The organism is Oceanicola granulosus HTCC2516, from assembly GCF_000153305.1.
In the GTDB taxonomy this organism is placed as follows: domain Bacteria; phylum Pseudomonadota; class Alphaproteobacteria; order Rhodobacterales; family Rhodobacteraceae; genus Oceanicola; species Oceanicola granulosus.
The window spans coordinates 1,322,961-1,335,436 of sequence record NZ_CH724107.1 but is presented as its reverse complement, the minus strand read 5'-3'; the positions used below and the strand labels follow the sequence as shown (position 1 = coordinate 1,335,436).

Sequence of the window (12,476 nt, the reverse complement as noted above, 5' to 3'; positions counted from 1 at the left end):
GCCGTCGAGGCGCGCCGCGGCGAGCGCGATGGCCTGCTGATAGACCGTGGCGGCGTTCCACTCGTTGAGGACGCGGAAGTTCTGGGTGCCCTCCGAGTAGGGCTGCCCCGGCTGCCAGCCCTTCTGGCGCAGGTAGTTCGCCGTCGAGGCCAGCGCGTCGGCGACGCCGTAGAGGTCGACCCGGCCGTTGCCGTCCCCGTCCACCCCGTAGCGCAGCGCGTTGCCCGGCAGGAACTGGGTGTGACCGAGCTCGCCGTGGGCCGCGCCGCGCTGGTTCGGCGCGAGCATGCCGCGGTCGACCATCTGCAGCGCCGCGAGGGCGTGCGGGGTGAAGAAGTCGGAGCGGCGGCAATCGTAGGCGACGGTGGTGATCGAATCGACCACCGGCGTGTCACCCATGAAGCGGCCGCCGCCGGTCTCCATGTAGTGGATCGCCAGCAGGATCGAGGCGGGCACGCCGTAGGCCTGCTCGAGCGACTGGTAGAAGCCCGGGTTCGAGTTGCGCGCGTTGCGCAGGGTCGAGGCGAAACTGTCGAGCGAGCCGAGGCGGATCCGGATGAACTCGTCGAGCGAGTAGCGCACGCCGCGCTGGTTGCGGTCGGCGTTGATGGTCGATTGCGAGTAGCGCGCGTTGGCGAGCGCGTTGAGCCCGGCCTGGCCGATGCCCTGGGCGGCGGCCTCCTGCGCGAACTCCTGCTTCCACCGTTCGAACCCGCTGGCGTCGTTGCCACAGGTGGCGGCCTGTGCGGCGGCCGGTGCGGCGAGGACAGCGAGGGCGAGGGCGATCTTGCGCATGTTCAAACTCCTGAAACATCGTGTTGCTGCTGGCTACCACGGGTTGGACAGCCTTTCCACGCAAGCTAGCTTGGCCCGGGCCGATGACAAAGACACGAGAGTGAGATGGGGCGCGGGTTATTCTTGGCGGCGATCGCGGCGGTCTGCCTCGGGGTCGGCGCGCTCGGAGGCTACCGTCTCGGCGCGGCGCAGGAGCCCGAGGTGGTCGTCCAGCCGCTGCCGCTGACGGAGGAGGAGCGCAGCACCATCGCGCTGTTCCGCGCCGCGCGCGAGACGGTGGTGTCGATCTCCACCTCCGACCGGGTCGTCGACCCCTGGACCCGGCGCACCTTCGATCAGCCGGCCGGGTCGGGCTCGGGCTTCGTCTGGGACGCGCGCGGCCACATCGTCACCAACAACCACGTCATCGAGGGCCGCAGCCGCGCCACCGTCACGCTCGCCGACGGGCGCAGCTTCGACGCCCGCCTCGTCGGCCGCGACCCGGCCCACGACCTCGCCGTGCTGCGCATCGAGGGCGACGCGCTGCCCGCGCCGCTGCCGCTCGGCCTGAGCCGCGATCTCGAGGTCGGGCAGGACGTGCTCGCCATCGGTAACCCGTTCGGCCTCGACTGGACGCTCACCACCGGCATCGTCTCCGCCCTCGACCGCGAGCTGCCCACCGGGCGCGGCGGGGCGGTGCGCGGCCTGATCCAGACCGACGCGGCGATCAACCCCGGCAATTCCGGCGGCCCGCTGCTCGACAGCGCCGGGCGGCTGATCGGGGTCAACACCGCGATCTTCTCGCCCTCTGGCGCCTCGGCCGGCATCGGCTTCGCCATCCCCGTCGGCAGCGTGCGCCGCGTGGTGCCGCAGCTGATCGAGACCGGCCGCTACGCGCCGCCGACCCTCGGCATCCTCGTCGACGCCCGCATCAACGCCGCCGTCAACCGCCAGGGACTTCCCGGCGTCCTCGTGCTCGGCGCCGAGCCGGGCAGCCCCGCCGCCGCCGCCGGTCTCGAGACGGCGCGGCTCGACCGCAGCGGCCGCATCGTTCCCGGCGACATCGTCACCGCCGTCGACGACACGCCCGTGGAGACTCTCGACGACTTCCTCGCCGCCCTCGACCTGCGCGCGCCGGGCGAGAGTGTCACGCTCACCCTGCGGAACGGCCGGCGCGAGCGGACGCTGGAGCTGGAGCTCGCCCCCGGCTGATCCGGCTTGACGGGCAGGGCCCTGCCGCCATCTCCTTGACGAACCCGTGAGGAGGTCCGGCCGATGAGACAGCCCCAGCCGATCGACACGTTGCGCAACTCGCTGCTGGCGCTGATGGCGGTGATCCTCGTGGGGCTGGCGCTGCAGGTGACCAAGCCGGTGATGGTGCCGGTGACGCTGGCGCTGTTCATCGCCCTCGTCGTCTCGCCCGTGGAAGACCGCATCGCGTCGCTGTTCCCGCGCAACGTCCGCTGGCCGGGGCTGCTCGCGGCGATGGCGGTGATCCTCGCCGTCTTCGCCACCTTCATCAGCGTCATCTGGATCGGCGCCCGCCGCATCGGCGGCGCCCTGAGCGGCGTGCCGGGGCGGATCAACCAGTACATCCGCGAGGCCAACCTCGAAGAGCGCACCATGTTCGGCGCCGATATCGAGCAGCTCGCCTCGATGGTCAGCGACCGCGGCATCGCCTTCGCCTCCGGCCTCGCCACCCGGGTGCTCAACTCCGCCAGCACCATGGTCCTGACCCTGGCGCTGACGGTGTTCCTCGTGCTGCTGATGCTCACCGAGGCGCCGCGCGCGGCGAAGAAGCTCGAGGCGGTCAGCGAGGCCGAGGAGACCTCGCGCTGGAAGAACGCGATCCGGGTCATCGCGCGCAAGCTGCGCCTCTACCTGATGGCCCGCGCCGCGCTCGGGGCGCTGACGGCGGTCTGCTACGTGGCGTGGCTCTGGTTCAACGACGTGCCGCTGCTGCTGGTCTGGGGGCTGCTGGTGTTCCTGTTCAGCTTCGTGCCCAACCTCGGCTCGGTGCTCTCGGGCCTGCTGCCGGTGAGCTACGCGCTGCTGACGGGGGAGGGGGGCAACATCTGGCTCATCATCGTCGGGCTGCTGGTGATCGAGCAGGTGATCGGCAACTTCGTCGACCCGCACGTGCAGGGCGGGCAGGTCTCGCTGTCGCCGCTGGTGATCCTGCTGTCGGTGATCTTCTGGGGCTGGCTCTGGGGGCCGCTCGGCGCGCTGCTCGGCGTGCCGGTGATGATCGCCGTCGTCGTCGCCGCCGCCCATCTCGAGCCGATGCGCCCGCTGGCGCTGTTCCTGTCGGACCAGAGCGACATGGCCGGCCTCGACCGCGTCGCGCTGGACCTGCCCGAGATCGAGGGCAAGCCGCCGCCCCCGGCCCCGGGTCCGGGCGAGGAGCGGGCCGGCTAGGCCGCGTCGCGGGTGCCGGCGAAGCGCTTCTGCCACTCGGCGCGGCTCGCGTCGGCGATCTTGGCGAACAGCACCTCGGGCACCTCGAAGCCGTGGCCGGCGGGCAGGGCGGTCAGCGCCCCGGCCACGTCGCCCGGCCAGGCGGCGTCGGAGACGCCGAGCGCCTCCAGCATCCGCGCCGACGCGTTCGGCACGAACGGGGCGGAGAGGATCGCGTAGAGCCGGATCAGGTTCAGCCCGAGCGCGATCTGCGCTTTCGCGCGCGCCTCGTCGGTCTTGATGACGGTCCAGGGCGCGGCCTTCTGCAGGTACTCGTTGCCGGTGACCCAGATCGCCCGCAGCTCGGCGGCGGCCTTGCGCACCTCGATGGCGTCCATGTGCCGCTCGTAGGCCCGCACCCGCCCCTCGAGCTCCTCGATCAGCGCCGCCTCGTCGGGCCCGTGCGCGCCCGCCTCGGGCACCTGCGGCCCGAACTTGGCGTTGCAGAACTTGGTCACCCGGCTGACGAAGTTGCCCAGCACGTCGGCGAGGTCCTTGTTCACCGAGGCCTGGAAGTTCTCCCAGGTGAACTCGGCATCGGCGCTCTCGGGCGCGTGGCTCAGCAGCCACCAGCGCCAGTAATCGGCCGGCAGGATCTCGAGCGCCTGGTCCATGAACACCCCGCGCCCGCGCGAGGTGGAGAACTGGCCGCCGTCGTAATTGAGGTAGTTGAACGACTTGATGTAGTCGACGAGCTTCCACGGCTCGCGGCTGCCGAGGATCGTCGCGGGGAAGCTGAGCGTGTGGAAGGGGACGTTGTCCTTGCCCATGAACTGGGTGTAGCGCACGTCGTCGGCGCCCCTGTCGGTGCGCCACCAGCGCGCCCAGTCGTCGCCCTTGCCCGCCTCGACCCATTCCTGGGCGCAGGCGATGTACTCGATGGGCGCGTCGAACCAGACGTAGAAGACCTTGCCCTCCATCCCCGGCCAGTCCTCGCTGCCCCGCTTGACCGGCACGCCCCAGTCGAGGTCGCGGGTGATGCCGCGGTCCTGCAGGCCGTCGCCATCGTTGAGCCACTTGCGCGCGATGGAGGTGGTGAGCACCGGCCAGTCGGTCTTGGTGTCGATCCACGCCGCGAGCTCGTCCTTCAGCACCGACTGGCGCAGGTAGAGGTGCTTGGTGGCGCGCATCTCGAGCTCCCGGGAGCCGGAGATGGTGGAGTAGGCGTCGATCAGGTCGACCGGGTCGAGCTGCTTGGTGCAGTTGTCGCACTGGTCGCCCCGCGCGCTCTCGAAGCCGCAATTGGGGCAGGTGCCCTCGATGTAGCGGTCGGGCAGGAAGCGGCCGTCGGCGGGCGAGTACATCTGGGTCTCGCTGACCTCCTCGATCAGGCCCTGCTCGGCGAGGACGCCGGCGAAATGCTGGGTCAGCGCGTGGTTCTGCGGCGAGGAGGAGCGGCCGAAATGGTCGAACGACAGCCCGAACCCCTCGGCGAGGTCGGCCTGCACCTGCCACATCTCGGCACAATACTCCGCCACCGGCTTGCCCGCCTTGGCGGCGGCGAGCTCGGCGGGGGTGCCGTGCTCGTCGGTGGCGCACAGGAACAGCACCTCGTGGCCCCGCGCGCGCTGGTAGCGGGCGAACAGGTCGGCCGGGAGCTGGCTGCCGACGAGGTTGCCGAGGTGCTTGATCCCGTTGATGTAGGGGATCGCGGAGGTGATGAGGTGGCGCGCCATCGCTGTCTTCGTCCTGCTTGCTTGCGGGCGCGGTGTATCGCCTCGCGCCGGGGAGGGCCAGCCATCGAAGCACGCCCCCTTCCGCGCCGCCCCGTCGGGACCCTGCGGCCCTCCACTCCAGCGCCCCCGCCCGGCCCCCGGCCGGGCAGCGCCGTCCCGCCCCCACGGGGCGGCGCTTCTGGCGAAGCAGGTGCAAGGCACGCGCCGCCGATGCTTCCGGGCACGCCGCGCGCAACCCGACCCCGCCCCGTCGGGACGGCACTGCCCTTCGCGCCAGCGCCCCCCGGACCGCCCCGCCCGGCGGCACGCCGGGCAGCGCCGTCCCGCCCCCACGGGGCGGCGCTTCTGGCGATGCGGGTGCAAGGCACGCGCCGCCGATGCTTCCGGGCACGCCGCGCGCAACCCGACCCCGCCCCGTCGGGACGGCGCTGCCCTTTGCGCCAACCCCCCGTCCCCCCGCCCGGCCCCCGGCCGGGCAGCGCCGTCCCGCCTCCACGGGGCGGCGCTTCTGGCGATGCGGGTGCAATGCACGCGCCGCCGATGCTTCCGGGCACGCCGCGCCCAATCCGACCCCGCCCCGCGTGACGGCGCTGCCCTCCGCGCGTTCGCCCTTGCCCTCGGCGCCCGGAGGCTTAGGGTCCGGCTCCGCGAAAAAGGGGAAGATATATGAAGACGTTGGAGCTCGGCCGCAGCGGGATCGAGGTGACGGACTGGTGCCTGGGCACCATGACCTACGGCAACCAGACGGACGAGGCGGACGCCCACGCCCAGATCGAGCGGGCGCGCGAGGCCGGGATCGACTTCATGGACTGCGCCGAGATGTACCCGGTCAACCCGGTGCGCGCCGAGACGGTGGGCCGCTCGGAGGAGGTGCTCGGCAACTGGTTCGCCAGGTCGAAGCGGCGCGACGAGTGGATCGTCGCCACCAAGGTCAGCGGCTCCAACGGCGGCTTCGTGCGCGGCGGCAAGGGCTACGACGGCGCCACCATCCGCGAGACGGTCGAGGCCTCGCTGCGCCGCCTGCGGACCGACCGGATCGACCTCTACCAGCTGCACTGGCCCGAGCGCGGCACCTACGCGTTCCGCAAGAACTGGGGCTACGATCCGTCGGGGCAGGACAGCGCCGAGGTCGAGGCGCACATGCTCGACGTGCTCGCGGCGATGGACGACGTCATCAAGGCCGGCAAGGTGCGCGCCTTCGGCCTCTCCAACGAGACCTGCTGGGGCACCATGCGCTGGATCCGGCTCGCCGAGGAGAACGGCCTGCCGCGCGTCGCGGCGGTGCAGAACGAGTACTCCCTGCTCAACCGGCTGTGGGACACCGACATGGCCGAGATGAGCGTCCACGAGGACGTGACGCTGCTGCCCTATTCGCCGCTCGGGGCGGGGCTGCTCACCGGCAAGTACCAGAACGGCCAGGTCCCGGCCGGCAGCCGCATGGAGGGCAACGGCGATCTCGGCGGGCGCAAGACCGACCGCGCCTTCGCCGCCATCGACGCCTACCTCGCCATTGCCGCGCGCCACGGGCTCGAACCGGTCCACATGGCGCTCGCCTGGCAGCGCACCCGGCCGTTCCCGCTCTCCGCGATCTTCGGCGCCACCTCGCTGGCCCAGCTCGAGCACATCCTCGCGGGCGACGGCCTCACCCTCGCGCCCGAGGTGGTCGAGGAGATCGAGGCCGCCCACAAGGCGCACCCGATGCCCTACTGAGGCGGCACCGGGCGGCTGTCAAATAACACCGAAAGAACCTATCCGGCTTTTCGGGATGTCAGGGCAATGCCGCCCTGACACATTCTCTGCCCGACCCATGACCGGAGCCGCCCGATGTCCGAGCGCTACTACGCCCCCACCGGCGGCCACCCGCCGCAGACCGACCTGCTGACCGACCGGGCGATCTTCACCGAGGCCTACGCGGTGATCCCCAAGGGGACGATGCGCGACATCGTCACCAGCGCGCTGCCGTTCTGGCGCGGCACCCGGCTCTGGGTGCTGTCGCGGCCGCTCTCGGGCTTCGCCGAGACCTTCTCGCAGTACATCATGGAAGTGCAGCCCGGCGGCGGCTCCGACCGGCCCGAGACGGACCCGGGCGCCGAGGGCGTGCTGTTCGTGGTCGGGGGCCGCGTCACCGTCCACCTCGACGGCACCGCGCACGCGCTGGGCGAGGGCGGCTACGCCTACCTCCCCGCCGGCAGCGGCTGGCGGCTCGAGAACGCGGGCGCGGAGGTGGCGCGGTTTCACTGGATCCGCAAGGCCTACGAGCCGGTCGACGGGCTCGACGCGCCCGAGCCGCTGTTCCTGAACGAGGCCGACATCGCCCCCACCGAAATGCCCGGCACCAACGGCGTCTGGGCCACCACCCGCTTCGTCGACCCGGCCGACCTGCGCCACGACATGCACGTCACCATCGTCACCTTCCAGCCCGGCGGGGTGATCCCGTTCCTCGAGACCCACGTGATGGAGCACGGGCTCTACGTGCTCGAGGGCAAGGCCGTCTACCGGCTCAACGGCGACTGGGTCGAGGTCGAGGCGGGCGACTACATGTGGCTGCGCGCCTTCTGCCCGCAGGCCTGCTACGCGGGCGGGCCGGGCCGGTTCCGCTACCTGCTCTACAAGGACGTCAACCGCCACGCGGCCCTGCCACGGCGCGCCTGATCGCCGGTCTCGCGTCCCGTCCCCGTCCCGGACGGGTCCCATTGATGCCGCAAATCCCTGCTAGCACAGGACCCGAAGCATCCTTGCGAGACGAGGCCGAAGCCGTGACGCCAGTTCAGATCCCCCTCCGGGCCATGAGCCGCCTCGCGCGCCGCGCCCGTTCGTTCCCGCGCGACGAGCGCGGTTCGCTCGCGGTCGAGACGGTGGTGATCTTCCCGATCCTGGCCTGGTGCTACATGGCCAGCTTCGTCTGGTTCGACGCCTTCCGCGCGCAGGCCCTCAACGACAAGGCCACCTTCGCCATCGCCGACATGATCAGCCGCGAGACCGAGATGATCTCGCCGCAGTACCTCACCTCGCTGCTCAACGTGCACGACCTGATGACCGACGCGCGCGGCGAGGCAGAGCTGCGGGTGTCGCAGGTCTACTGGGACGGCGACCGCAGGCGCTACTTCGTGAGCTGGTCCGACACCCGCCGCGGCACCGTCGCGAGGCTGCGCAATCGCGACGTCAACCGCCGCTCCGAGGCGGCGGCGCGGATGCCGATGATGTCGCCGGGCGAGAAGATGATCCTGGTCGAGACGTGGCTGCCCTACGAGCCGCTGTTCAACGTCGGGCTCGGCTCGTTCGAGTTCGACGGCTGGACCGTGATCCGCCCGCGCTACGCGCCGCAGGTCTGCTACGACCGCACCGGCAGCGGCGACGTCAACGAGGCCAAATGCTGAGAGCGGCTCAGCCGTCGCGCTCCCGGGCCGCGAGCAGCAGCGCGAGTTGATCGGCCATCGCCTTGGCCTGACCCCCGGGCGTCACCCCGCCGAGCCCGACCCGCCGGCCCATCCGCCACCACATCCCCGGCACCCACGCCCGCGCCGCCGGGGTGCGCAGGGTGACGAGGAAGCCGTTCGACGGCTTGAACGCGAAGGCCCCGCGCTCGACCCGGACGATCTCGCCGAGCGGCGCGATCACCGCGCCGCCGCGCTCGCGCAGCCCGTCCCCGGTCAGCTCGACCACGGTGCGGCTGCCCTGCCGCAGCCGCTCGCCCACCCACAGCACCAGCGCCGCGAGCGCCAGCAGCATCACGACGTAGCCCGGCCCGGGCGGGCGCAGCAGCGCCAGCAGCGCCAGCAGGCCGCCGAGCCCGTACAGCACCCCGATCGCGAACAGGCGGCGGGCGGGGGAGGCTTCGAGGCGGGCGATGACGGGATCGGTGCTCATAAAGGCGGCTGTAGCGCGGCGGCGGGGCGAGATCCATGCAGCTTCCCGCCGCGCGCCCGCCGGGCTATGGTCGCGCCCGACATGACCCCGCTGTTCCGCCTCGCCCTGCTGTTGCCGGCCGCCGCCCTCGCGCTCGCCGCCTGCGCCGAGTTCCCCGAGCTCGACGGCCGCGTCACGCCCGCCGCCGCGGCCGCGCCCTATCCCGACCTCGTGCCGCTGCCGCCGCTGCTCGCCGCCGCCGACGCGCTGGGCGCCGCGCCCGACCTCTCCGCCCCGGCCCGCGCCGCCGCCGACACCCGCGCCGCCGAGCTGCGCGCCCGCGCCGCCGCCCTGCGCCCCCCCGTCGTCGACCCCGACGCCCGGGCCCGCCTCGCGGCCGGCGTCGACACCAGCGCGCTCGACGCCGTCGCCGGCCAGTCCCTCGGCCCCGACCTGCCCGCCGCCGATCCGGCCGCGCGGGACGCGCCGTTGAACTGAGCGGACAATCCCGCTAAGGGCCACCCCGGCGCGTCCGCGCCGCCGAGCCCCCAGCCGCCCAGCCGCACCCCGACAGGAGACCCCGCCATGACCACCGACCCGCTCCGTCTCGGCATCGCCGGTCTCGGCACCGTCGGCGTCGGCGTGCTGAAGATCCTGCGCGACCAGGCCGACCTCATCGCCGCCCGCGCCGGCCGCCCCGTCACCGTCACCGCCGTCTCCGCGCGCAACCGCGACACCGACCGCGGCGTCGCCATCGACGGCTTCGACTGGGAAGACGACCCCGTCGTGCTCGCCGCGCGCGACGACATCGACCTGTTCGTCGAGCTGATGGGCGGCGCCGACGGCCCCGCCAAGGCCGCCACCGAGGCCGCCATCGCCGCCGGCAAGGACGTCGTCACCGCCAACAAGGCCATGCTCGCCCACAACGGCCACGCCCTCGCCGAGGCCGCCGAGGCGGCGGGCCGGGTGATCCGCTTCGAGGCCGCGGTGGCCGGCGGCATCCCCGTCATCAAGGCGCTCACCGAGGGTCTCGCGGCCAACCGCATCGAGCGGGTGATGGGCGTGATGAACGGCACCTGCAACTACATCCTGACGCGGATGCAGGCGACGGAGCAGGGCTACAACGCGCTCTTCGACGAGGCCGCCAAGCTCGGCTACCTCGAGGCCGACCCCAATCTCGACGTCGGCGGCATCGACGCCGGCCACAAGCTGTCGCTGCTCGCCGCCATCGCCTACGGCACCCGGGTCGATTTCGACAACGTCGAGCTGGAGGGCATCCAGGCGGTCACGCTCGAGGACATCCGCCAGGCCGCCGACATGGGCTACCGGATCAAGCTGCTCGGCGTGGCGCAGATGTCGGGGCGCGGGCTCGAGCAGCGGATGCAGCCCTGCCTCGTCCCCGCCGCCTCGCCGCTCGGCCAACTCGAGGGCGGCACCAACATGGTCGTCATCGAGGGCGACGCGGTCGGCCAGATCGTGCTGCGCGGTGCCGGCGCCGGGGCCGGGCCGACGGCGAGCGCGGTGCTCGGCGACGTGATCGACATCGCCCGCGGCTTCCGCGTCTCCACCTTCGGCCAGCCCGCCGCCGACCTGCGCAAGGCCCGCCCCGCCCGCGCCGCCGTGCCCGCGCCCTACTACGTGCGCCTGTCGCTGCTCGACAAGCCGGGCGCCCTCGCCAAGGTCGCCACGGTGCTCGGCGACAACGGCATCTCCATCGACCGGATGCGCCAGTACGACCACGCGGCGACCACCGCCCCCGTGCTCATCGTCACCCACCGCACCACCCGCTCGGCCCTCGACGAAGCCGTCGCCGGCATGGCCGAGACAGGCGTCGTCCAGGGCGACCCGGTGGTGCTGCGGATCGAGGAGGTCTGAGCCTCCCGCCCACCGGCCCGACCGGCGCGCTCCCCGCGCGAAGGGCAGCGCCGTCCCGCGGGGCGGGCCCGGGCTGAGCGCGCCGCTCCTCAAAGCCCCGCCGTTCCGCGCTCCGAACCTCATCGCCAGAAGCGCCGCCCCGTGGGGGCGGGACGGCGCTGCCCGGCGTGCCGCCGGGCGCAACGGCTCGGGCGAACCACCCATGCCCGGCCTGCCGCCAAGCCCGACGGCTCAGGCGAAGCACCCCAGCGCGAAGGGCAGCGCCGCCCCGTGGCGGGCGGGACGGCGCTGCCCGGCGTGCCGCACCTCAAAGCCCCGCCGTTCCGCGCTCCGAACCTCATCGCCAGAAGCGCCGCCCCGTGGGGGCGGGACGGCGCTGCCCGGCCTGCCGCCGGGCGCAACGGCTCGAGCGAACCACCCATGCCCGGCCTGCCGCCAAGCCCGACGGCTCTGTCGAAGCACCCCAGCGCGAAGGGCAGCGCCGTCCCGCGGGGCGGGCCAGAGCTGAGCGCGCCGCTCCCAAAAGCCCCGCCGTTCCGAGCTCCGAGCCCTCATCGCCAGAAGCGCCGCCCCGAGGGGGCGGGACGGCGCTGCCCGGCGTACCGCCGGGCGCAACGGCTCGAGCTAAGCACCCGTGCCCCCACGCGCCTTCGCAACCCGCCGCGCCCAAGGCCGCGCGCGCTGGAGAAAACACCCCGCCGTTAGCGCCCCCACCCTTGTGTCCGTCGCGCGCACCCGCCTAGGTAGCGGAACATCCTCACAGCGAAAGGACCCCCGATGGCCGCCAACACGCCCGAGTTCCACGACCGCATGCTCTCGCTGGGCCTCGCCCGCGTCTCCGAGGCGGCGGCGATCGCCTGTGCGAACCTGATCGGGCGGGGGGACGAGAAGGCCGCCGACCAGGCCGCCGTCGACGCGATGCGCACCCAGTTGAACTCGCTCGACATCAAGGGCGTCGTCGTCATCGGCGAGGGCGAGCGCGACGAGGCCCCGATGCTGTACATCGGCGAGGAGGTCGGCTCGGGCTCCGGGCCCGACGTGGACATCGCCCTCGACCCGCTCGAGGGCACGACGCTGACGGCCAAGGACATGCCCAACGCCCTCGCCGTGATCGCGATGGGGCCGCGCGGCACGATGCTGCACGCGCCCGACGTCTACATGGACAAGCTCGCCGTCGGCCCCGGCTACCGCAGCGGCGTCGTGACCATGGACATGACCCCGCGCGAGCGCGTCTCGGCGCTCGCCTCGGCCAAGGGCTGCTCCACCGAGGCGATCACCGTCTGCGTCCTCGAACGGCCCCGCCACCAGGACCTGATCGAGGAGATCCGCAGCACCGGCGCGGCGATCCGGCTGATCACCGACGGCGACGTCGCCGGGGTCATGCACTGCGCCGAGCCCGAACTGACCGGGGTCGACATGTACATGGGCTCGGGCGGCGCCCCCGAGGGCGTGCTCGCGGCGGCGGCGCTCAAGTGCATGGGCGGGCAGATCTACGGCAAGCTGCTGTTTCGCAACGACGACGAGCGCGGCCGCGCCACCAAGGCCGGCATCACCAACCTCGACCGCGTCTACACCCGCGACGACATGGTCACCGGCGATGTCATCTTCGCCGCCACCGGCGTCACCGACGGCTCGCTGCTGCCCGGCATCAAGCGCGAGCCCGCCCACGTCACCGCTGAGACGATCCTCATGCGCTCCAAGACCGGCTCCGTCCGCCGCATGATCTACCGCAACCCCACCCGGTAGAGCCCGTCACGCCCCCGTAGGCCGGGCTTCAGCCCGGCCCCCGCCTCCGGCGAGGACCACCCCTCCGGTCAGGGCCACCCCACCGGCCCGAGAGCCGGGCCG

At 72.8% G+C, this 12,476-nt stretch carries 11 protein-coding genes; 8 read left to right on the top strand and 3 right to left on the bottom strand.

Annotated elements, in window-relative coordinates; all coding sequences use genetic code 11:
* On the bottom strand, window positions 1-795 hold a 795-nt coding region (locus OG2516_RS06305), incomplete at its 3' end, for a lytic murein transglycosylase (protein ID WP_007254799.1).
* Between the two features lie 105 nt (window positions 796-900).
* Between OG2516_RS06305 and OG2516_RS06300 the strand changes: the two genes are divergently transcribed.
* Complete coding sequence (locus OG2516_RS06300; protein WP_040614996.1) at window positions 901-1,986, top strand: S1C family serine protease; 1,086 nt, start codon at window positions 901-903, stop codon at window positions 1,984-1,986.
* 63 nt (window positions 1,987-2,049) lie between these two features.
* Window positions 2,050-3,192: an AI-2E family transporter gene (locus OG2516_RS06295; protein ID WP_007254797.1), complete on the top strand. Its 1,143-nt coding sequence runs from the start codon at window positions 2,050-2,052 to the stop codon at window positions 3,190-3,192.
* Here OG2516_RS06295 and metG read toward each other — a convergent pair.
* Complete coding sequence (gene metG, locus OG2516_RS06290) at window positions 3,189-5,108, bottom strand: methionine--tRNA ligase (protein WP_281004384.1); 1,920 nt, start codon at window positions 5,106-5,108, stop codon at window positions 3,189-3,191. The two genes, OG2516_RS06295 and metG, sit on opposite strands and share 4 nt — an antisense overlap.
* A gap of 465 nt (window positions 5,109-5,573) precedes the next feature.
* On the opposite strand from metG, the gene OG2516_RS06285 reads away from it, so the two are divergent.
* The 3 genes from OG2516_RS06285 to OG2516_RS06275 all read left to right on the top strand — a co-directional run bounded on the left by OG2516_RS06285 (window position 5,574) and on the right by OG2516_RS06275 (window position 8,284).
* The gene (locus OG2516_RS06285; RefSeq protein ID WP_007254795.1) at window positions 5,574-6,617 is read left to right on the top strand and encodes an aldo/keto reductase; all 1,044 of its coding nucleotides are present in this window, start codon (window positions 5,574-5,576) and stop codon (window positions 6,615-6,617) included.
* Window positions 6,618-6,731: 114 nt separating this feature from the next.
* Window positions 6,732-7,559 (top strand): bifunctional allantoicase/(S)-ureidoglycine aminohydrolase, encoded by an 828-nt coding sequence (locus tag OG2516_RS06280; RefSeq protein WP_007254794.1) that lies wholly within the window; start codon window positions 6,732-6,734, stop codon window positions 7,557-7,559.
* A 134-nt stretch (window positions 7,560-7,693) separates the two neighbouring features.
* Window positions 7,694-8,284 carry a TadE/TadG family type IV pilus assembly protein gene (locus OG2516_RS06275; protein WP_007254793.1) on the top strand — a complete coding sequence of 197 codons (591 nt, stop codon included), beginning with the start codon at window positions 7,694-7,696 and terminating at the stop codon, window positions 8,282-8,284.
* Between the two features lie 7 nt (window positions 8,285-8,291).
* Here OG2516_RS06275 and OG2516_RS06270 read toward each other — a convergent pair whose 3' ends face one another.
* A complete protein-coding gene (locus tag OG2516_RS06270; RefSeq protein WP_007254792.1) occupies window positions 8,292-8,774 on the bottom strand; it encodes a hypothetical protein in 483 nt (160 codons plus the stop codon).
* 81 nt (window positions 8,775-8,855) lie between these two features.
* Between OG2516_RS06270 and OG2516_RS20680 the strand changes: the two genes are divergently transcribed.
* From OG2516_RS20680 to glpX, 3 genes are all read left to right on the top strand, one after another.
* The gene (locus OG2516_RS20680) at window positions 8,856-9,251 is read left to right on the top strand and encodes a hypothetical protein (RefSeq protein ID WP_156799280.1); all 396 of its coding nucleotides are present in this window, start codon (window positions 8,856-8,858) and stop codon (window positions 9,249-9,251) included.
* Window positions 9,252-9,338: 87 nt separating this feature from the next.
* A complete protein-coding gene (locus OG2516_RS06260) occupies window positions 9,339-10,628 on the top strand; it encodes a homoserine dehydrogenase (protein ID WP_007254790.1) in 1,290 nt (429 codons plus the stop codon).
* Window positions 10,629-11,405: 777 nt separating this feature from the next.
* Entirely contained in the window at window positions 11,406-12,374 is a 969-nt protein-coding gene (gene glpX / locus OG2516_RS06255; protein ID WP_007254789.1) for a class II fructose-bisphosphatase, read from the top strand.
* Window positions 12,375-12,476 lie beyond the last annotated feature (102 nt).

Excerpts from the sequence above, each read along its gene's own strand:
- OG2516_RS06300 (WP_040614996.1), top strand. The coding sequence starts at position 901 with ATGGGGCGCGGGTTATTCTTGGCGGCGATCGCGGCGGTCTGCCTCGGG.
- OG2516_RS06295 (WP_007254797.1), top strand. The coding sequence starts at position 2,050 with ATGAGACAGCCCCAGCCGATCGACACGTTGCGCAACTCGCTGCTGGCG.
- OG2516_RS06285 (WP_007254795.1), top strand. The coding sequence starts at position 5,574 with ATGAAGACGTTGGAGCTCGGCCGCAGCGGGATCGAGGTGACGGACTGG.
- OG2516_RS06280 (WP_007254794.1), top strand. The coding sequence starts at position 6,732 with ATGTCCGAGCGCTACTACGCCCCCACCGGCGGCCACCCGCCGCAGACC.
- OG2516_RS06275 (WP_007254793.1), top strand. The coding sequence starts at position 7,694 with ATGAGCCGCCTCGCGCGCCGCGCCCGTTCGTTCCCGCGCGACGAGCGC.
- OG2516_RS06270 (WP_007254792.1), bottom strand. The coding sequence starts at position 8,774 with ATGAGCACCGATCCCGTCATCGCCCGCCTCGAAGCCTCCCCCGCCCGC.
- OG2516_RS20680 (WP_156799280.1), top strand. The coding sequence starts at position 8,856 with ATGACCCCGCTGTTCCGCCTCGCCCTGCTGTTGCCGGCCGCCGCCCTC.
- OG2516_RS06260 (WP_007254790.1), top strand. The coding sequence starts at position 9,339 with ATGACCACCGACCCGCTCCGTCTCGGCATCGCCGGTCTCGGCACCGTC.
- glpX (WP_007254789.1), top strand. The coding sequence starts at position 11,406 with ATGGCCGCCAACACGCCCGAGTTCCACGACCGCATGCTCTCGCTGGGC.